The 18,756-nt window shown below is 64.0% G+C and carries 17 protein-coding genes; 9 read left to right on the plus strand and 8 right to left on the minus strand.

Annotation, left to right across the window (positions count from 1 at the left end; translation table 11 throughout):
* Positions 1 to 71: 71 nt before the first annotated feature.
* The 4 genes from dapB to grpE all read right to left on the minus strand — a co-directional run bounded on the left by dapB (position 72) and on the right by grpE (position 4,755).
* Positions 72 to 878, minus strand: coding sequence for a 4-hydroxy-tetrahydrodipicolinate reductase (gene dapB / locus OU419_RS24290; protein WP_254472542.1), 807 nt, complete (start codon positions 876 to 878; stop codon positions 72 to 74).
* A 57-nt stretch (positions 879 to 935) separates the two neighbouring features.
* The gene (gene dnaJ / locus OU419_RS24295; protein WP_254472541.1) at positions 936 to 2,063 is read right to left on the minus strand and encodes a molecular chaperone DnaJ; all 1,128 of its coding nucleotides are present in this window, start codon (positions 2,061 to 2,063) and stop codon (positions 936 to 938) included.
* Between the two features lie 122 nt (positions 2,064 to 2,185).
* Complete coding sequence (dnaK, locus tag OU419_RS24300) at positions 2,186 to 4,102, minus strand: molecular chaperone DnaK (protein ID WP_254472540.1); 1,917 nt, start codon at positions 4,100 to 4,102, stop codon at positions 2,186 to 2,188.
* Positions 4,103 to 4,191: 89 nt separating this feature from the next.
* Positions 4,192 to 4,755, minus strand: coding sequence for a nucleotide exchange factor GrpE (gene grpE / locus OU419_RS24305; RefSeq protein ID WP_254472539.1), 564 nt, complete (start codon positions 4,753 to 4,755; stop codon positions 4,192 to 4,194).
* A gap of 170 nt (positions 4,756 to 4,925) precedes the next feature.
* On the opposite strand from grpE, the gene recN reads away from it, so the two are divergent.
* Positions 4,926 to 6,602, plus strand: a complete 1,677-nt coding sequence (gene recN / locus OU419_RS24310) for a DNA repair protein RecN (RefSeq protein ID WP_254472538.1) — start codon at positions 4,926 to 4,928, stop codon at positions 6,600 to 6,602.
* A gap of 69 nt (positions 6,603 to 6,671) precedes the next feature.
* On the opposite strand, the gene fur is transcribed toward recN, so the two are convergent.
* Entirely contained in the window at positions 6,672 to 7,076 is a 405-nt protein-coding gene (fur, locus tag OU419_RS24315) for a ferric iron uptake transcriptional regulator (RefSeq protein ID WP_009613072.1), read from the minus strand.
* 96 nt (positions 7,077 to 7,172) lie between these two features.
* Here fur and OU419_RS24320 point away from each other — a divergent pair, with 96 nt between their 5' ends.
* On the plus strand, positions 7,173 to 7,709 hold the full coding sequence (locus tag OU419_RS24320; RefSeq protein ID WP_254472537.1) for an outer membrane protein assembly factor BamE: 537 nt from the start codon (positions 7,173 to 7,175) through the stop codon (positions 7,707 to 7,709).
* Between the two features lie 56 nt (positions 7,710 to 7,765).
* On the opposite strand, the gene OU419_RS24325 is transcribed toward OU419_RS24320, so the two are convergent.
* Positions 7,766 to 8,074 carry an RnfH family protein gene (locus OU419_RS24325; RefSeq protein WP_254472536.1) on the minus strand — a complete coding sequence of 103 codons (309 nt, stop codon included), beginning with the start codon at positions 8,072 to 8,074 and terminating at the stop codon, positions 7,766 to 7,768.
* On the minus strand, positions 8,067 to 8,501 hold the full coding sequence (locus tag OU419_RS24330; RefSeq protein ID WP_254472535.1) for a type II toxin-antitoxin system RatA family toxin: 435 nt from the start codon (positions 8,499 to 8,501) through the stop codon (positions 8,067 to 8,069). Before OU419_RS24330 ends, OU419_RS24325 begins: the two co-directional genes overlap by 8 nt.
* A 158-nt stretch (positions 8,502 to 8,659) precedes the next feature.
* Here OU419_RS24330 and smpB point away from each other — a divergent pair, with 158 nt between their 5' ends.
* Entirely contained in the window at positions 8,660 to 9,139 is a 480-nt protein-coding gene (gene smpB / locus OU419_RS24335) for an SsrA-binding protein SmpB (RefSeq protein ID WP_254472534.1), read from the plus strand.
* 36 nt (positions 9,140 to 9,175) lie between these two features.
* Here smpB and OU419_RS24340 read toward each other — a convergent pair whose 3' ends face one another.
* Complete coding sequence (locus OU419_RS24340; RefSeq protein WP_254472533.1) at positions 9,176 to 9,952, minus strand: FCD domain-containing protein; 777 nt, start codon at positions 9,950 to 9,952, stop codon at positions 9,176 to 9,178.
* Between the two features lie 331 nt (positions 9,953 to 10,283).
* Here OU419_RS24340 and OU419_RS24345 point away from each other — a divergent pair, with 331 nt between their 5' ends.
* From OU419_RS24345 to OU419_RS24370, 6 genes are all read left to right on the plus strand, one after another.
* Positions 10,284 to 11,960 carry a lactate permease LctP family transporter gene (locus OU419_RS24345; protein ID WP_254472532.1) on the plus strand — a complete coding sequence of 559 codons (1,677 nt, stop codon included), beginning with the start codon at positions 10,284 to 10,286 and terminating at the stop codon, positions 11,958 to 11,960.
* 199 nt (positions 11,961 to 12,159) lie between these two features.
* The gene (lldD, locus tag OU419_RS24350) at positions 12,160 to 13,305 is read left to right on the plus strand and encodes an FMN-dependent L-lactate dehydrogenase LldD (RefSeq protein ID WP_254472531.1); all 1,146 of its coding nucleotides are present in this window, start codon (positions 12,160 to 12,162) and stop codon (positions 13,303 to 13,305) included.
* A 78-nt stretch (positions 13,306 to 13,383) separates the two neighbouring features.
* On the plus strand, positions 13,384 to 16,191 hold the full coding sequence (locus OU419_RS24355) for an FAD-binding and (Fe-S)-binding domain-containing protein (protein ID WP_254472530.1): 2,808 nt from the start codon (positions 13,384 to 13,386) through the stop codon (positions 16,189 to 16,191).
* A gap of 118 nt (positions 16,192 to 16,309) precedes the next feature.
* Positions 16,310 to 16,987 carry a response regulator gene (locus tag OU419_RS24360; protein ID WP_254472529.1) on the plus strand — a complete coding sequence of 226 codons (678 nt, stop codon included), beginning with the start codon at positions 16,310 to 16,312 and terminating at the stop codon, positions 16,985 to 16,987.
* Positions 16,984 to 18,390 carry a sensor histidine kinase gene (locus OU419_RS24365; protein ID WP_254472528.1) on the plus strand — a complete coding sequence of 469 codons (1,407 nt, stop codon included), beginning with the start codon at positions 16,984 to 16,986 and terminating at the stop codon, positions 18,388 to 18,390. The genes OU419_RS24360 and OU419_RS24365 overlap by 4 nt, the downstream gene beginning before the upstream one ends.
* An 83-nt stretch (positions 18,391 to 18,473) precedes the next feature.
* A complete protein-coding gene (locus OU419_RS24370; RefSeq protein WP_254472527.1) occupies positions 18,474 to 18,740 on the plus strand; it encodes a hypothetical protein in 267 nt (88 codons plus the stop codon).
* Positions 18,741 to 18,756: the final 16 nt, after the last annotated feature.

Below are 18,756 nucleotides of genomic sequence, written 5' to 3' on the forward strand. Positions count from 1 at the left end.
TTTACAGAAAAGCGACATCATGGTCCACCTTTTGCACGACGTACGGCATAACCGCAAAGCGCATCGCGCGCTCAACGCAGCCCGAGCACGTCCTGCATGTCGTACAGGCCATTGGCCTGCCCTTCCAGCCATTGAGCTGCACGCACCGCACCACGGGCGAAGGTCATGCGGCTCGACGCCTTGTGGGTGATCTCGACGCGCTCTCCATCGGCGGCGAACAGCACAGTGTGATCGCCCACCACATCACCGGCGCGCACAGTAGCAAAGCCTATGGTTTCGCGCGGACGCGCGCCGGTCTGGCCTTCGCGACCGTATACGGCGACTTTCTCGAGATCGCGCCCCAGCGCATTGGCAACGACTTCGCCCATGCGCAGCGCGGTGCCGGAGGGAGCATCCACCTTGTGACGGTGGTGCGCCTCGAGGATTTCGATGTCCACATCGTCGCCCAGCACGCGTGCGGCAGTGTCGAGCAGCTTCAGACAGAGGTTAACGCCGACGCTGTAGTTGGCGGCGAAGACAATCGGAATATCCTTGGCGGCCTCGTTCAGCAGCCCCTTCTCCTCAGCCGTGAAACCGGTGGTGCCGATGATCATGCCCTTGCCCGCCTTGCGGCAGATTTCCAGATTCTTCAGGGTGACGGTGGGATGGGTAAAATCGATCAGCACGTCGAACTCATCCACCACCTTGGCCAGGTCGCCCGACAGCGGTACGCCGATTCGCCCCAGGCCGGCCAACTCACCCGCATCGGCACCGACCAGGGTGCTGTCCGGACGATCGATCGCCGCAGTCAGGCCGGCGCTGCCGCCGGTCTGCTGCACTGCCTCGATCAGGGTCTTGCCCATGCGCCCGGCGGCGCCCATTACGGCTATACGTCGCATATAAAACAGCTCCAAGCTAGAAAGCCCCAGGCCGCTCTAGCCACCCAGGGCCTTTGGTCATAGATCGTCGAAGAAGCGCTTCATGCCCTCGAACCAGCCACTGGCCTTGGGCGAATGGGAGGCGTTGCCCTGCAGCGTATTGCGAAACTCCTCGAGCAACTCGCGCTGACGCTTATCCAGGTTCACCGGCGTCTCAACCACCACGCGACACATCAGATCGCCGGCGCCACCGCCACGAACCGGCGCAACCCCCTTGCCGCGCAGGCGGAACAGCTTGCCGGTCTGGGTTCCCTCGGGGATCTTCAGCTTCACACGGCCATCGAGCGTCGGCACCTCCAGTTCACCGCCAAGCGCGGCATCGGCGAAGCTGATCGGCACTTCGCAGTACAGGTGCTTGCCATCGCGCTGGAAGATGTCGTGTTCGCGCACATTCACCACGACATACAGATCGCCCGCAGGACCGCCGTGGGCACCAGCCTCGCCTTCGCCGGTCAGGCGAATGCGATCACCGGTATCGACACCGGCCGGCACTTTCACCGACAGGGTCTTGTGCTCTTCCACGCGCCCCTGACCATGACAGGAGCCACACGGATCGGAAATCATCTTGCCGCTGCCGTGGCAGCGCGGGCAGGTCTGCTGAACCGAGAAGAAACCCTGCTGCATGCGCACCTGGCCGATACCGCCACAGGTGGTACAGGTCACCGGAGAGGTGCCGGGCTTGGCGCCACTGCCGTTGCAGGTCTTGCAGCCGACCAGCGTAGGCACGCGAATGGTAACGGTGGTACCGCGCACCGCGTCTTCCAGATCCAGGTCGAGCGTATAGCGCAGGTCAGCGCCACGCTGCGGGCCGCCACGGGAGCCGCCACGACCGCCACCACCGAAGAAATCGCTGAAGACGTCGCCGAAGATGTCAGAGAAGCTCGCCCCGCCGAAGCCCGCGCCACCGCCACCCATCTGCGGGTCGACGCCGGCATGGCCGTACTGATCGTAGGCCGCGCGCTTGCTGGCGTCGGAGAGGACCTCGTACGCCTCGTTAGCCTCCTTGAATTTGTCCTCGGCCTCCTTGTCGCCGGGATTGCGGTCCGGGTGGTACTTCATGGCCAGCCGGCGATAGGCCTTCTTCAGGTCCGCCTCACTGGCACCACGCTCGACACCCAGTACCTCGTAAAAATCACGTTTGGCCATAAATTATCTGCACCTTGAAAACCTCTCCCCCAGACACGCCAACGCGGGAGCAAGCCCCCGCGTGACGTTTCATGCGCACCGACACGCTGGTCGGTGCGCCGGAGCGGAAGCAAGCACGCGGCTTACTTGTTCTCCTTGACCTCTTCGAACTCGGCGTCAACGACATCGTCGCCTGCCTTGTCGTCAGCGGCCTCGCCCTGAGCGGCAGCACCAGGCTGCGGCTGTTCGGCGTACATCTTCTGAGCCAACGGGGTGGATGCCTGGGACAGCGCATTCATCTTGGCCTCGATCTCAGCCTTGTCGTCACCCTTCACGGCAACTTCCAGCTCACCCAACGCCTTCTCGATGGCTGCCTTCTCTTCAGCGGTAGCCTTGTCGCCGGCCTCGGTGATCATCTTGCGAGTCGCATGGACCAGCGCATCGCCCTGGTTGCGGGCAGCGGCCAATTCCTCGAACTTGCGATCCTCCTCGGCGTTGGCCTCGGCGTCGCGCACCATCTGCTGAATCTCATCCTCGGAAAGACCGGAGGAAGCCTTGATAACGATGGACTGCTGCTTGCCGGTAGCCTTGTCCTTAGCGCTGACGTGCAGGATGCCGTTGGCGTCGATGTCGAAGGTCACTTCGATCTGCGGCACACCGCGCGGAGCCGGCGGGATATCGGCCAGGTCGAACTTGCCCAGCGACTTGTTCTGACCGGCCTGCTTGCGCTCACCCTGCAGAACGTGAATGGTCACCGCGCCCTGGTTGTCATCGGCAGTGGAGAACACCTGCGACTTCTTGGTCGGAATGGTGGTGTTCTTGTCGATCAGCGCAGTCATCACGCCGCCGAGGGTTTCGATACCCAGGGTCAGCGGAGTAACGTCCAGCAGCAGCACGTCCTTCACATCACCGGCCAGGACGGCGCCCTGAATGGCAGCACCCATCGCTACGGCTTCGTCCGGGTTTACGTCCTTGCGTGCTTCCTTGCCGAAGAACTCGGCAACAGTCTTCTGCACCAGCGGCATGCGGGTCTGGCCGCCCACCAAGATCACTTCGTCGATCTTCGAGACGTCCAGGCCTGCATCTTTCAGCGCAACGCGGCACGGCTCGATGGTGCGGGCAACCAGGTCCTCCACCAGGGACTCCAGCTTGGCGCGGGACACCTTCACGTTAAGGTGTTTCGGGCCGCTGGCGTCAGCGGTGACATACGGCAGGTTGACATCGGTCTGCTGGGTCGAGGACAGCTCGATCTTGGCCTTCTCGGCAGCTTCCTTCAGGCGCTGCATGGCCAGCGGGTCGCCCTTGAGGTCCATGCCGGACTCTTTCTTGAACTCCTCGACGAGGTAGTCGATCAGGCGCAGGTCGAAGTCTTCGCCCCCCAGGAAGGTGTCACCGTTGGTGGCCAGCACTTCGAACTGGTGCTCGCCATCGACTTCCGCAATCTCGATCACGGAAACGTCGAAGGTACCGCCACCCAGGTCGTAGACGATGATGGTGTGGTCACCCTTGGCCTTGTCCAGGCCATAGGCCAGCGCAGCAGCGGTCGGCTCGTTGATGATCCGCTTGACGTCGAGGCCGGCGATGCGACCGGCATCCTTGGTAGCCTGGCGCTGGCTGTCGTTGAAGTAGGCCGGAACGGTAATGACCGCTTCGGTGACCGGCTCGCCCAGATAATCCTCGGCGGTCTTCTTCATCTTCTTCAGGACTTCGGCGGAAACCTGCGGCGGAGCCATTTTCTGGCCCTTGGCCTCGACCCATGCGTCGCCGTTGTCAGCCTTGACGATGCTGTAGGGCACCATCTTGATGTCTTTCTGTACGACGTCTTCTTCGAAGCGACGGCCGATCAGGCGCTTGACCGCGTACAGGGTGTTCTTCGGGTTGGTGACGGCCTGGCGCTTCGCCGGCTGGCCAACCAGGATTTCGCCGTCATTGGCATAGCCGATGATCGACGGGGTGGTACGAGCGCCTTCGGCGTTCTCGATGACCTTGACGTTACCATTCTCCAGGATGGACACACAGGAGTTGGTGGTCCCCAGGTCAATACCAATGATTTTGCCCATATTCACTCTCCAGAAATTAGATTCCGCGCTAACCCTGCTGCGGGTCTTCTGCTCGGTTGATTACCCAGATGGGGACCGGGTGGTGGATTTCAAGCCTTCTCGTCGATCGAGGGCGGAGTTTGTTCGGGTGCCTTGCTGACCACGACCATCGCCGGACGCAACAGGCGGCCATTGAGCAGATACCCCTTCTGGAACACCTTGACTACGCTGCCAGGCTCCAGGTGCACGCACTCCTCCATCGCCATCGCCTGGTGATGCTCGGGGTTGAACGGCTCGCCGTGCGGGTCGACCGGCTCCAGGTTGTAGCGCTTGAGGGTATCGTGGAACATCTTGAGGGTCAGCTCGATCCCTTCACGCATCGGCTTGATCGCCTCGTCGTCCGGGCTCGACATCTCCAGCGCGCGCTCGAGGGTATCGACAATCGGCAGCAGGTCGCCGGAGAACTTCTCCAGAGCGAACTTGTGTGCCTTCTCCACATCCTGCTCGGCACGGCGGCGGACGTTCTGCAATTCAGCGACAGCACGCAGGCTCTGATCCTTCGCCGCGGCAACCTGTTCTTCCAGCTCCAGCACGCGGGCGTTCAGGTCCTCGGCAGCGCCGGTATCCGGCTGCTCGTTGAACTGGGAATCCTGAGTCTGTTGTTCGTCAGACATGCCTCTCTCCTAAAAAGAAAATAAGCCTTTGAAAACAAAGCGAACCCCAAGGTCCGCGGCTCTGCCGTCTATATGGGGCGCGATTCGGCTTCTTCAAGGGCAGGAGAGAGAATTGCCAGCGGTAAAAAATACTGTATAAATAACCAGACAACTCTCTGGAGCCGCCACCCATGCTGGTTCACCTGTCCGTGCACAACTACGCCATCGTCGAGCACCTCGATCTCGAGCTCGCCGCCGGCATGACCGTGATCACCGGCGAAACCGGCGCCGGCAAGTCGATCATGCTCGACGCCCTCGGCCTGGCCCTGGGCGACCGCGCCGACAGCGGCGTGGTGCGCCCCGGCGCCGACAAGGCAGACATTCTCGCGAGCTTCGATGTCAGCGCCATTGCCGAAGCCCGCGACTGGCTCGCCGAACGCGACCTGGAACAGGACGGCCCCTGCATCCTGCGGCGAGTCATCACCGCCGAAGGCCGCTCCCGCGCCTACATCAACGGCACGCCCTGCCCATTGGGCGACCTCAAGCACCTGGGCGAGCTGCTCATCGACATCCATAGCCAGCACGAGCACCAGTCGTTGCTGAAGGCCGACACGCACCGCCGCCTGCTCGACGAATACGCAGGCAGCCAGGACCTGGCACGCCAGGTGCAACTGGCAGCGCAGCGCTGGAAGCAGACCCGCCAGGAACTGGATCGCCTGTCGCGCAGCGGCGACGAACAGCGCGCCCGCCACCAATTGCTCAGCTACCAACTGGAAGAACTGGAAAACCTCGGTTTGGGCGAGAATGAACTGGAGCAGCTCGAAGCCGAACACAAGACCCAGAGCAATGCCGGCAACCTGATCGCCGCCTGCCGCCAAGTGGTCGAGTTGTGCAGCGAGAGCGATGCCGGCAACGTCCTGTCCGCCCTCACCTCCAGCCTCAACCGGCTTACCGCCTTCCAGAGCCAGCCAGCCGCTCTGAACGAAGCCGTGAACCTGCTTTCAAGCGCACAGATCCAGGTGGAAGAAGCCATTGGCGAGCTGAATCGCTTCGTCGATCACTTCGACGCCGACCCCATGCGCCTGCAGCAGCTCGAAGAACGCATGGACGCGATCTACAGCCTGGCCCGCAAGCACCGGGTGCAGCCCCACGAACTGCAGGACCTGCAACAGCGCCTGCTGGACGAGCTCGAAGCGCTCAATGCAGACGACGAAGCCATTGAGAGGCTGGGCGATGAACTCGCCGCCTACTCCCGCCACTACCAGGAAAAGGCCGCGGAACTCAGCCAGATGCGCCAGTCAGCCGCCCCGCAACTTGCAAAGGCCGTGGAAGTCGAAATGCAGCGCCTGGGCATGCCGGGCGGGCGCTTCTCCATCGAACTGCGCAGCGTGCCGCAAGAAGAGCCGAACATGAACGGCCTGGAGCTGCTGGAGTTCCTGGTCAGCGCCAACCCGGGCCAACCGCTGAAAGGTCTGGCGAAGGTCGCCTCGGGCGGCGAGCTGTCCCGCATAAGCCTGGCGATCCAGGTAATCACCGCACAGACCTCGCGCACGCCCACCCTGGTATTCGACGAAGTGGACGTCGGCATCGGCGGCCCCACCGCCGAGGTGGTCGGCCAATTGCTGCGCCGCCTGGGCGAGCGCGGCCAGGTCCTTACCGTCACGCACCTGCCACAGGTCGCCGCACAGGGGCACCAGCATCTCTTTGTACACAAGGACCGCGGCAGCAGCGAGACCCGCACGGCGGTGGCCAACCTGAAGAAAGCCGAGCGCGTCGAAGAGATCGCGCGAATGCTGGGCGGGGTCGACCTGACCAAGGAGTCCCTGGCCCACGCGCGCAAGATGGTCGACTCGGCCGTGCAGGACTGATGCCTGCCACGGCATAGCCGGTAACGAAAACGGCGACCCCAGGGTCGCCGTTTTCATTGCTGCGTACGCTTATTTTTTCTTGCGCACGTACAGCACCAGATTGTGATCGACCAGCTCGAAGCCACGCTCCTTGACGATTTCCTTCTGGCGCTTCTCGATCTCGGAGTCCATGAACTCAATGACCTCGCCGGTATCGACGCAGACCATGTGATCGTGGTGGCCGCTGTCGGCCAGCTCGAACACCGCGTGGCCACCGTCGAAGTTGTGACGAACCACCAGGCCCGCGGCCTCGAACTGGGTCAGCACGCGATATACGGTTGCCAGGCCTACGTCCTCGCCAGCCTCCATCAGCGCTTTATAGACATCCTCCGCGCTCATGTGGCGCTGCTCGGCGGAATCGAGCATCTGGAGGATCTTGACGCGCGGCAGCGTGACCTTCAGTCCGGCTTTGCGCAGTTCGCTATTTTCAACCATGTGTGCTTTCTCGGCGCGGGATGCTTCGCAGCTTCCCTCAATGCAGGTATGATCGGGATTTCGTCGCTCAGCCAAGATAGTGGAAGTCACCCCCCGATGCAAAACGCTAAGCTCATGCTGACCAGTCTCGCTTTCGCGCTGGGACTTGCCGCACTCGCCGGTTGTTCTTTCCCGGGGGTTTACAAAATCGACATCCAGCAGGGCAACGTCGTAACGCAGGACATGATAGACCAGTTGAAGCCCGGAATGACCCGACGCCAAGTGCGGTTTATCATGGGCAACCCGCTGATCGTCGACACGTTCCACCCCAATCGCTGGGATTACCTGTACAGCATCCAGCCCGGCGGCGGTCAGCGCCAGCAGGAACGCATGAGCCTGTACTTCGGCGCAAACGACCAACTCATCGGCCTGAACGGCGACTTCATGCCCGGCGTCAGCCGCGACGAATCGATTCTCGGCAAGGAAGGCACTCCGGCCACCACGCCGTCGCAGCCGGCCCAGCAACAGCCCGAACAGCCCAAGGACGAACCGGCCAAGCCCGGCTCCGTGGAAGAACAGATCCAGCGCGAAGTGGATCAGGTGGAGACCGTGCCCGTTCCCACCCCCGAACCGCTCGACAAGAACCCGCAGTAAGCGGATTCAACAACGAAAAAAGCCCGGCCAACGCCGGGCTTTTTCGTTTTCCGCGTTCAGCCTCTCGCGGCCTTCGCTCGAGCGGCGCGCTGCTTGCGCACCTCCTTCGGATCGGCGATCAGTGGCCGGTAGATCTCCACCCGCTCCCCCTCTTCCAGCACACGCTCATCCGGCCTGGCCACAGCCTTGCCGAATATCCCCAACGGGCAACTCTGCACATCCAGGCCGGGAAAGTGCACGGCGATTCCGGACAACTGCACCGCCTCGCGCATCCTCGTACCGTAAGGCACGCTCAGGCGCAGCAGGCACTGGCGCTCCGGCAGCGCATACGCCACTTCGACAACAATACTGCGCGGCTCAACCATGCAGCTGCTTGGCGCGCTGGCAGAAAGCATCGACCATCGTGTTCGCCGCCTGGGTGAACAGCGGCCCCAGAGTCGCCTTGACCAGCGCCCCGGCGTAATCGAAGGTCAGGTCCAAGGATATCTTGCAGGCTTTGTCGCCCAGCGCCTTGAAGGTCCACACCCCGTGCAGCTGGGTAAACGGCCCCTCTTCGAGATTCATCTCGATGCTCTCGCCCGGCACCAACACGTTCCTGGTGGTGAAACGCTGGGTAATGCTGCCCTTGGCTACGGTCAGCTCGGCGAGCATCGACATTTCGCTCTCCTCAAGGACGGTTGCAGCCGAACACCAAGGCAGGAATTTCGGGTAGCCCGCGACATCGTTGACCAGATCGTACAGCGCCCTCGCCGGGTAGGGCAGCAGCGCGGAACGCTGGATATGCGTGCTCATAGACGTCTCGCTTCGTGTTGTGGGGCGCCTACCGGGCACCCTCTGATCAAAAAACAGCGCGCATTCTCCGAGATTAGCCACGCCCTCTCAAGCTTGCGCACCCGTCAAGCGATGCGCAGATAGCCGCGCGGCGAGCGACTCCCTATAATGCGCGGCCTATGGCTAAACAGAAGAAACACCCTTCGGGGACCATCGCGCAGAACAAGAAGGCTCTGCACGACTACTTCATCGAGCAACGCTTCGAGGCGGGAATCGCCCTGGCCGGCTGGGAAGTCAAAAGCCTGCGTGCCGGCAAGGCGCAGCTGGTGGACAGTTACGTGCTGCTCAAGGACGGAGAGGCCTGGCTGCTGGGCAGCCACATCACTCCGCTGACCACCGCCAGCACGCACGTCATCGCCGACCCAGTGCGCACCCGCAAGCTGCTGCTGCACAAGCGCGAGCTGGGCAAGCTGTTTGGCGCAGTCCAGCAGAAGGGCTATGCCTGCGTCGCGTTGTCGATGTACTGGAAGAAGCACCTGATCAAGTGCGAAATCGCACTGGCCAAGGGCAAGAAGGAGTACGACAAGCGCGATACTGCGAAGGAGCGCGACTCCAACCGCGAAATCCAGCGCGCCATTCGTCACGGCAAGGATGACTGAGCCTCGCGCGCCCGCCAATGCGAAGGCGCGCGCCGGCTATACGTCGATAGCCCCCTGACGCCGCTGTGCCCGCTGCAGGCGCAACTCCTTCGCTTGCACTTCGGCCAGCACTTCCTGCACGTAGTCGATGTGCCGCTGGGAAATTTCCCGCGCCGCTTCCGCCTCCCCGGCCGCGATAGCCTCGTAGAGGTCGCGGTGCTGACGCATCAGTTGCTCGCGAGTCTCGTCTCGTTGCGCATACATGCCGCCGATGTTGGTCACCACGTTGCGCTTGAGCAGGTCGAACAGCCCGCGAATGGTGTGCAGCAGCACGGCATTGTGGCTGGCCTCGGCGATGGCCAAATGAAAGGCCGCGTCCGCCGCACCCTCTTCCGCCCGGCTGACCTTGCCCTGGCGCTGGTAGCAATCCTGCAGCGTGTCGAATGCCTGCTTCAGGCGCTGGTGATCCACCTCGGTTGCCCGCAGCGCTGCGTAGTAGGCGCACGCCCCCTCCAGCGTATGGCGGAACTCCAGCAAATCGCGCTGCGCTTCAGGACTGCTCTCCAGCAAGTGCAGCAGTGGATCGCTGAACATCGAGCCCAGCCCCTCGCTGACATAGTTGCCGCCCCCCTGGCGACTGATCAGCAACCCTTTGGCCGCCAGCTTCTGGATCGCCTCACGCAGCGATGGCCGTGACACCCCGAACTGCTCGGACAGCACACGCTCGGCGGGCAGCCGCTCGCCGGCCTTGAGGGTGCCTTCCAGAATCATCGCCTCCAGGCGTTCGACGATGTCGTCCGACAGACGGCGCTGCTTGACCTGACCAAAACTCATCTTCACGGACTCCTTCGTCCAAACCCTCTGCGACGCTATCTGCACGTCACGCGCGGCAGCCTAACCATCCCCACCACCGACAACAAGCGCAGGCCCCCGACAGGAGACGCCATCGACAAAAGTTGCAGTGCTGCAAATTGACACGCCGACAGCAGGGCTTTTACCCTGAGCGCTCGGCATTGTAAATTGGTCTTACCAATCCATCAACGAGCCGATTGCACGACTACAACGCCGTGATCAGTCGACCGCCTGCCAGCGCGCCACAAGCGCAACGGAATCGCCCGACCGGCAACAAGGCCCTCCACCCAAAAACAATTAGGGAGCCAATCAGATGCAAACCTGGCAGCAGATCTACACCCCGCTCGGCAGCCTTGGCCTGTCGGCGCTGGTCGCAGTAGTACCGATCGTCTTCTTCTTCCTCGCCCTTGCCGTGTTCCGCCTAAAGGGCCACGTCGCAGGCAGCATCACTCTCGCCCTCTCTGTCGTCATCGCCATCGCCGCATTCGGCATGCCGGCCGACATGGCCATCGCCGCCGCCGGCTATGGCTTCGCCTACGGACTATGGCCGATCGCCTGGATCATCGTGGCAGCGGTGTTCCTCTACAAACTCACAGTCAAGAGCGGCCAGTTCGAGGTGATCCGCAGCTCGGTACTGTCGATCACCGGCGACCAGCGCCTGCAAGTCCTGCTGATCGGCTTCTCCTTCGGCGCCTTCCTTGAAGGTGCCGCCGGCTTCGGCGCTCCGGTGGCCATCACCGCGGCACTGCTGGTCGGCCTGGGCTTCAACCCGCTGTATGCCGCCGGCCTGTGCCTGATCGCCAATACCGCACCGGTAGCCTTCGGCGCCCTCGGCATCCCGATCATAGTGGCGGGCCAGGTCACCGGAATCGACGCATTCAAGATCGGCGCAATGACCGGCCGCCAACTGCCGTTCCTGTCGATTCTCGTGCCGTTCTGGCTGGTGTTCATGATGGATGGCCTCAAAGGCGTGAAGGAAACCTGGCCGGCCGCGCTGGTTGCCGGAGGCAGCTTCGCCATTACCCAGTACTTCACCTCCAACTTCATCGGCCCGGAACTGCCCGACATCACCTCCGCCCTGGTCAGCCTGATTTCCCTGACCCTGTTCCTGAAAGTCTGGCAGCCGGCCGGCGAGCGTGAAGTGGTCGCCACCGCTGGCGGCGCTGCCGTCCTGGGCGGTAACGGCCCGCGCAGCGCCGAACCCACCCCCTACAGTTTCGGAGAAATCCTCAAGGCCTGGTCGCCCTTCCTGGTGCTGACCGTACTGGTCACCATCTGGACCCTGAAACCGTTCAAGGCCATGTTTGCGCCGGGCGGCGCACTGTATAACCTGGTGTTCAACTTCCCGATTCCGCACCTCGACCAACTGATAGTGAAGACCGCCCCGATCGTCGCCAACCCGACGCCTATCGCCGCCGTGTTCAAGCTGGATCCGGTATCGGCCACCGGCACCGCGATCTTCCTTTCCGCCGTACTGTCGATGTTCATTCTGCGCATTGGCGCGAAAACTGGTCTTACCACTTTCAAAGAAACCCTGATCGAACTCAAATGGCCGATCCTTTCCATCGGCATGGTCCTGGCCTTCGCCTTCGTCACCAACTACTCGGGCATGTCCACCACCCTGGCGCTTGTCCTGGCCGGCACCGGCGCGGCGTTCCCGTTCTTCTCGCCGTTCCTCGGCTGGCTGGGCGTGTTCCTGACCGGTTCGGATACCTCATCCAACGCCCTGTTCAGCTCGCTGCAGTCCACCACCGCACACCAGATCGGGGTCAACGACACCCTGCTGGTGGCCGCCAACACCAGCGGTGGCGTGACCGGCAAGATGATCTCGCCGCAATCCATCGCCGTGGCGTGCGCTGCTACCGGCATGGTCGGCAAGGAGTCCGACCTGTTCCGCTTCACCCTCAAGCACAGTCTGATGTTCGCAGCCATGGTGGGTCTGATCACTCTGGCGCAGGCGTACATTTTCACCGGCATGCTCGTGCACTGACCGTGACTTGATCGGCTGCGCGTCGGCGATGCTGCGTGAAAATGGCCTCGGGAAGCCGCTTGCGCCTGGTGCATTGCGGTGCCGCCCGAAGGGAGAGCGGAGAGAGTACAACTCACTTGCAGGCTTCTCCCTCGGCCAGTTTCACCCGGTCTCGCTGACGCTCGTTCGATCCAACTCTTTTCAATAACGGAAGAGCCCCATGATCATCTCTGCCTCTACCGACTACCGCGCCGCAGCCCAACGCAAGCTGCCACCGTTCCTCTTCCACTACGCCGACGGCGGCGCCTACGCCGAGCGCACGCTGCGCAACAACGTCGACGACCTGGCGGGCATCGCCCTGCGCCAGCGTGTACTGAAGAACATGTCCGAGCTGAGCCTCCAGACGAAGCTGTTCGACGAAACGCTGAGCATACCCGTCGCCCTGGCTCCGGTCGGCCTCACCGGCATGTACGCCCGGCGCGGAGAGGTACAGGCGGCCCGCGCAGCGGCGGCCAAGGGCATCCCGTTCACTATGTCCACAGTGTCTGTCTGCCCGATCGAGGAAGTCGCCCCGGCGATCGACCGCCCCATGTGGTTCCAGCTCTATGTGCTGAAGGACCGCGGCTTCATGCGCAACGCCCTGGAGCGCGCCAAGGCCGCGGGCGTCACGACACTGGTATTCACCGTCGACATGCCGGTGCCCGGTGCGCGCTATCGTGACGCCCACTCCGGCATGAGCGGCCCGAACGCACCGTTGCGCCGCGTCTGGCAAGCCATGACGCATCCGCAATGGGCGCTGGATGTCGGCCTGCTCGGCAAGCCGCACGACCTCGGCAACATCTCCAAGTACCGTGGCAACCCCACCGGCCTGGCCGACTACATCGGCTGGCTGGGCGCCAACTTCGACCCATCGATTTCCTGGAAGGACCTGGAGTGGATCCGCGAGTTCTGGGATGGCCCGATGGTCATCAAGGGTATCCTCGACCCCGAGGACGCGAAGGATGCCGTGAAATTCGGCGCCGACGGCATCGTCGTCTCCAATCACGGTGGCCGCCAGCTCGACGGCGTACTCTCCAGTGCGCGCGCTCTGCCGGCGATTGCCGACGCGGTGAAGGGCGATCTGAAGATCCTCGCCGACTCCGGCATCCGCAACGGCCTGGACGTAGTCCGCATGATCGCCCTCGGCGCGGATACCGTGCTCATCGGCCGCGCCTTCCTCTACGCCCTGGCCACCCACGGCGAGGACGGCGTGAAGAACCTGCTGGACCTGTTCGACAAGGAAATGCGCGTGGCAATGGTACTCACCGGCGCCAAGACCATCGGCGAGATCACCAGGGATTCGCTGGTGCGCGAACTGGGCGCCTGAACGACGCCCCCACGAAACACAGCCTGATTGACCGGGGTACGCGGCGCGCCAGATGCCACGGCCCCGCGAGGAGATTGCATGAGCCTGCCCGCCGCGTTCCTCGACACGGTAGAACACCTCATCCCGCGCGAGCGCCGTTTCGACGACCCGCTCTCGACCCTGGCCTTCGGCACCGACGCCAGTTTCTACCGGCTGATCCCCAAGCTGGTGATCCGGGTGGAAAGCGAGGACGAAGTCGCCACCCTGCTCAAGGCGGCGCACGCCCAACAGGTCGCAGTGACCTTCCGGGCCGCCGGCACCAGCCTTTCCGGCCAGGCCGTGAGCGACTCGGTACTACTGGTGCTGGGGGACAACTGGAATGGCCGGGACATTCGCGACGGGGGCACGCAGATCCGTCTTCAGCCCGGTGTCATCGGCTCCCAGGCCAACGCCTGGCTTGCGCCCTTCGGACGCAAGATCGGTCCCGACCCGGCCTCGATCAACGCCTGCAAGATCGGCGGCATCGTCGCCAACAACGCCAGCGGCATGTGCTGCGGTACGGCGCAGAACAGCTACCACACCCTGGCCGGCATGCGCCTGCTGCTGGCCGACGGCACCCTGCTCGACAGCGAGCTGCCGGCAAGCGTCGCAGCCTTCCGCGCAAGTCACGGTGCCCTGCTCGACCAGCTCGCCGAACTGGGCCGGCAGACTCGCGCCAACACCGAGCTGGCCGCGAAGATCCGCCACAAGTACCGCCTCAAGAACACCACCGGCCTGTCGCTGAACGCACTGATCGACTACGACGAACCGCTGGACATCCTCACCCACCTGATGGTCGGCTCCGAAGGTACCCTCGGCTTCATCAGCGCGGTAACCTACGACACCGTGCCGGACCACCCGCACAAGGCCAGCGCGCTGATCGTCTTCCCCGACGTGGAGACCTGTTGCAACGCAGTGACCGTGCTCAAGCAGCAGCCGGTATCCGCCGTCGAGCTGCTGGATCGCCGCAGCTTGCGCTCGGTGGAAAACATGCAGGGCATGCCCGAGTGGGTGAAGAGCCTGTCCGCTGGCGCCTGCGCATTGCTCATCGAGTCCCGCGCGGCCACCCAGTCGCTGCTGCATGAGCAACTCGCGCAGATCAGCGCCTCCATCGCCGACTATCCGGTGGAGAAACAGGTCGACTTCAGCGAAGACCCGCTGGTCTACAACCAGCTCTGGCGCATCCGCAAGGACACCTTCCCGGCGGTCGGTGCGGTGCGCGAGACCGGCACCACGGTGATCATCGAGGACGTCACCTTCCCCGTAGAGCAGTTGGCGGAGGGCGTGAACCGCCTGATCGAACTGTTCGACAGGCACGGTTACGACGAGGCCATCCTGTTCGGCCACGCGCTGGAAGGCAACCTGCACTTCGTCTTCACCCAGGGCTTCGAGTCACCGGAGCAGATCGCCCGCTACTCGGCCTTCATGGACGACGTCGCCCACCTGGTCGCCGTGGAATACGGCGGCTCGCTCAAGGCCGAGCACGGCACCGGGCGCAACATGGCCCCCTTCGTCGAGCTGGAGTGGGGCCGCGACGCCTACCAACTGATGTGGCAACTCAAGCGCCTGCTCGACCCCAGCGGAATCCTCAACCCCGGCGTGGTGCTCACCGACGACCCGCAACTGCACCTGAAGAACCTCAAGCCGCTGCCCGCCGCCGACGAGATCGTCGACAAGTGCATCGAATGCGGTTTCTGCGAGCCGGTCTGCCCGTCCAGGGGGCTGACCCTCAGCCCGCGCCAGCGCATCGTCATGTGGCGCGACATCCAGGCCAGGCGCCGTACCGGCATCGACACCACCGAGCTCGAACGCGGCTACCAGTACCAGGGCATCGACACCTGCGCCGCCACCGGCCTGTGTGCCCAGCGCTGCCCAGTGAACATCAACACCGGCGAACTGATCAGGAAATTGCGCGGCGAAGACGCGCATCACGCCGCTACCGCCACCTGGCTGGCACGAAACTTCGCCACCGCGATGAAGGGCGCGCGCCTCATGCTGCACGCCGCCAATGGCGCGCGTACGCTGCTCGGCGCGCCGCGCCTGGCGAGAGTCAGCGCTTCCATCAGCCATGCGAGCAAGGGCCGCGTCCCTCAATGGACACCCGCCATGCCGCAACCGGTGCGCCTGTCGGCACCGCCGCGCACGCTCGACGACAGCCGCCCGCGCGTGGTCTACCTGACAGCCTGCGTATCCCGGGCGATGGGCCCCGCGGCCGCCGACGAGGAGCAGGTACCGCTGATCGACAAGACCCGTCAACTGCTGGAGAAAGCCGGCTATCAGGTGGTCTTCCCGGACAACGCCGACAACCTCTGCTGCGGTCAGCCCTTCGCCTCCAAGGGCTACAAGGCACAGGCCGACTCCAAGCGCGACGAGCTGCTCGCCGAACTGCTGCGCGCAAGCCGTGGCGGGCTCGACCCGATCTACTGCGACACCAGCCCGTGCACCCTGCGCCTGGTACAGGAACTGGCGGACACCCGGCTGAAGATTTACGACCCGGTGAAGTTCATCCGCACCCATCTGGTCGAGCGCCTGGAATTCCAGCCGCAGGACAAACCGGTGGCCGTACACGTCACCTGCAGTACTCAGCACCTGGGCGAAAGCCAGGCGCTGATCGATCTGGTCAAACGCTGCACCCGCGAGGTGGTGGTCCCCGAAGGCATCCACTGCTGCGGTTTCGCCGGCGACAAGGGCTTCACCACACCGGAACTCAACGCCCATTCGCTGCGCACACTCAAGGATGCAGTGCAGTACTGCGAGGAAGGCGTATCTACCAGCCGCACCTGCGAGATCGGCCTGTCCGCACACGGCGGCATCGACTATCGCGGCGTGGTCTACCTGGTGGATCGGGTGACCCGCGCCAAGCCCTAGGGCCTCAGGATGGGCGGAGCGCATGCGTTAACCCGCCCTTAATCCACCGCCGCCACCCTCTGCCAGAAATGCGAAGCGCCGGCTATCCTGCTGCACAGGACCGGCTGAGGGGGCATCGATGAGAATCCTGCTGGCGGAAGACGACCAGTTGCTGGGCGACGGCATTCGAGCCGGACTCAGCCTGGAGGGCGACACCGTGGACTGGGTGAACGATGGCCTGGCCGCCGACCTGGCACTGGAGACCGACGAATTCGACCTGCTGGTGCTCGACCTCGGCCTGCCGCGCAAGGACGGCCTGGAAGTGCTGCGCAACCTGCGCCGCCGCGGCGACCTCACCCCCGTGCTGATCCTCACCGCCCGCGACAAGGTCGCCGACCGCGTGGCCGGCCTCGACGCAGGCGCGGACGACTACCTCACCAAGCCCTTCGATCTCGACGAACTGCTCGCCCGCGTCCGCGCGCTCACCCGCCGCCGCACCGGACGCGCAGCCCCACTGCTGCAGCACGGCGAGCTGCAACTGGACCCGGCCACGCATCAGGTGACCCTCGCCGGCGCCTCAGTCGATCTCGCTCCCCGCGAATACGCGCTACTGCGCCTGCTGCTGGAACAGCGCGGCAAGGTGTTGTCACGTACCCGCCTGGTGGAAGCGCTCTACGGCTGGGACGGCGACCTGGAGAGCAATGCCATCGAGGTCCATGTCCATCATCTGCGGCGCAAGCTCGGCAACGGCCTGATCCGCACCGTGCGCGGCATCGGCTACGGTATCGACCGCCCCGCAGAATCCCCCACGCCGTGACGGGAACCCCGCGCCGCGCCGGCTCTCTCAACCGCCGCCTGCTGCTGTTGCTGATCGGCGGCATCTCGCTGTGCTGGCTGATCGCCGGCGTGTTCACCTATCACCTGACGCGCCAGCAGGTGAACCACCTCTACGACCAGGACATGATCGACTTCGGCCAGGCCGCGCTCAGCCTGGTGGATATTGCCGATTCGGTAGACGCGCAACCCACACCACCCGGCGACATCCTCGCGCGTAGCCGCAAGGCCATCGAGGGCCTGCCGCTGATCCGCCGCGAAGCCACACTCGGCTACTCAATCTGGTACCAGGGACAGCGCCTGCTTGCCACCAGGCATCCGCCGTCGGGCATCGAGGCGCAACCCCTGGGCTTCTCCAACCTCGAACAGGACGGCATGAAATGGCGCGTCCTGCAGATCGCCTCGTCGGGAGCGGACGGCGTGCGCATCTGGGTCTTCGAAGACCTGCACTACCGCTCCAAGACCTTGCGCCTATTGCTGTTCAGCGCACTGTTCCCTCTGCTGGTTGCCCTGCCGCTATTCCTCGTGCTGGTATGGCTCGGCGTACGCCAGGGCCTCGCGCCGTTGCGCAGCCTGATCGATCAGGTTCACCAGCGCGGCGCCCACAGCCTGCACCCACTGTCGCTGAGCCGCGCGCCGGTGGAAGTGCACAGCCTGGTCAACGAACTCAACCTGCTGCTGGAGCGCCTGCAATCGGCAATGGAGGCCGAGCGCCGCCTGACCAGCGACGCCGCTCACGAAATCCGCACGCCGCTGGCCAGCCTGCGTACCCATGCCCAGGTGGCGCTGCGCTCGTCCGACCCGGCCGCCCATGCCCACGGCCTGCAACAGGTAAGCCGCAGCGTAGAGCGCATCAGCTCGCTGATGGAGCAGATTCTGCTGCTGGCACGCCTGGACGGCGAGGAGCTGCACGAAACCTTCAGCCGGGTCGACCTGGGGCTGCTCGCCGAAGAAGCCATCGCGGAGCTGGCGCCCCAGGCCATCGACAAGCGCATCGAACTTACCCTCGACAACCATCCGGGCAGCGAAGTCATGGGCGTACCGTTGTGGCTCGGCGTGATGCTCACCAACCTGGTGAGCAACGCCCTGCGCTACACCCCCGAAGACGGCCGTGTGGCCGTCAGCCTCGCCCGCGAGGACGACCATGTGGTGCTGCACGTGCGCGACAACGGTCCCGGCGTGGCGCCCGCCGAGCACACTGCGATATTCACCCGTTTCTATCGCAGCCCCAGCGTCGCCAGCAGCTCCGGGAGCGGCCTGGGGCTGCCCATCGTCAAGCGCATCGTGGAAATCCACCACGGACGCATCAGCCTGCAGCCGGGCCTCGACGGCGGCGGTCTGGGCGTTTATGTCGAACTCCCGGCGACCGCTGGCGAAACAGACTGAACCTCACGAAAGAACCGGCAGTCCACCCTGTACGGCCCGCTCGTTCGGTCCGCGATAACGGTCAAGTTGACAGGAGTACTGCCATGAAACGTACCGCCCTGCTCATCACTGCCGCCCTGCTGGCGTCGCCGGCCTTCGCCGCCGACCTGTGCAGCGACAATCTTCAGAAAATCGACGATGCGGTGAAAACCAGCACCAACAACACCCAGATCCAGGAGCAGGCAATGCGCCTTCAGGAAAAGGCCATCCAGGCTCAGGAGTCGGGCAACACCAAGGCCTGCATCGCGCAGACCGAAAAGGCCCTGCAGCTACTGAAGAAGAACGCCGGTGACGGCGGAGCCAACGGGTGATCCCGCTCGCGGCGGC

The sequence above is a fragment of the Pseudomonas triclosanedens genome, from assembly GCF_026686735.1.
Lineage (GTDB): Bacteria > Pseudomonadota > Gammaproteobacteria > Pseudomonadales > Pseudomonadaceae > Pseudomonas > Pseudomonas triclosanedens.

Bases quoted from the DNA above. Each gene is read 5' to 3' on its own strand.
- dapB (WP_254472542.1), bottom strand. From the start codon at position 878: ATGCGACGTATAGCCGTAATGGGCGCCGCCGGGCGCATGGGCAAGACC.
- dnaJ (WP_254472541.1), bottom strand. From the start codon at position 2,063: ATGGCCAAACGTGATTTTTACGAGGTACTGGGTGTCGAGCGTGGTGCC.
- dnaK (WP_254472540.1), bottom strand. From the start codon at position 4,102: ATGGGCAAAATCATTGGTATTGACCTGGGGACCACCAACTCCTGTGTG.
- grpE (WP_254472539.1), bottom strand. From the start codon at position 4,755: ATGTCTGACGAACAACAGACTCAGGATTCCCAGTTCAACGAGCAGCCG.
- recN (WP_254472538.1), top strand. From the start codon at position 4,926: ATGCTGGTTCACCTGTCCGTGCACAACTACGCCATCGTCGAGCACCTC.
- fur (WP_009613072.1), bottom strand. From the start codon at position 7,076: ATGGTTGAAAATAGCGAACTGCGCAAAGCCGGACTGAAGGTCACGCTG.
- OU419_RS24320 (WP_254472537.1), top strand. From the start codon at position 7,173: ATGCAAAACGCTAAGCTCATGCTGACCAGTCTCGCTTTCGCGCTGGGA.
- OU419_RS24325 (WP_254472536.1), bottom strand. From the start codon at position 8,074: ATGGTTGAGCCGCGCAGTATTGTTGTCGAAGTGGCGTATGCGCTGCCG.
- OU419_RS24330 (WP_254472535.1), bottom strand. From the start codon at position 8,501: ATGAGCACGCATATCCAGCGTTCCGCGCTGCTGCCCTACCCGGCGAGG.
- smpB (WP_254472534.1), top strand. From the start codon at position 8,660: ATGGCTAAACAGAAGAAACACCCTTCGGGGACCATCGCGCAGAACAAG.
- OU419_RS24340 (WP_254472533.1), bottom strand. From the start codon at position 9,952: ATGAGTTTTGGTCAGGTCAAGCAGCGCCGTCTGTCGGACGACATCGTC.
- OU419_RS24345 (WP_254472532.1), top strand. From the start codon at position 10,284: ATGCAAACCTGGCAGCAGATCTACACCCCGCTCGGCAGCCTTGGCCTG.
- lldD (WP_254472531.1), top strand. From the start codon at position 12,160: ATGATCATCTCTGCCTCTACCGACTACCGCGCCGCAGCCCAACGCAAG.
- OU419_RS24355 (WP_254472530.1), top strand. From the start codon at position 13,384: ATGAGCCTGCCCGCCGCGTTCCTCGACACGGTAGAACACCTCATCCCG.
- OU419_RS24360 (WP_254472529.1), top strand. From the start codon at position 16,310: ATGAGAATCCTGCTGGCGGAAGACGACCAGTTGCTGGGCGACGGCATT.
- OU419_RS24370 (WP_254472527.1), top strand. From the start codon at position 18,474: ATGAAACGTACCGCCCTGCTCATCACTGCCGCCCTGCTGGCGTCGCCG.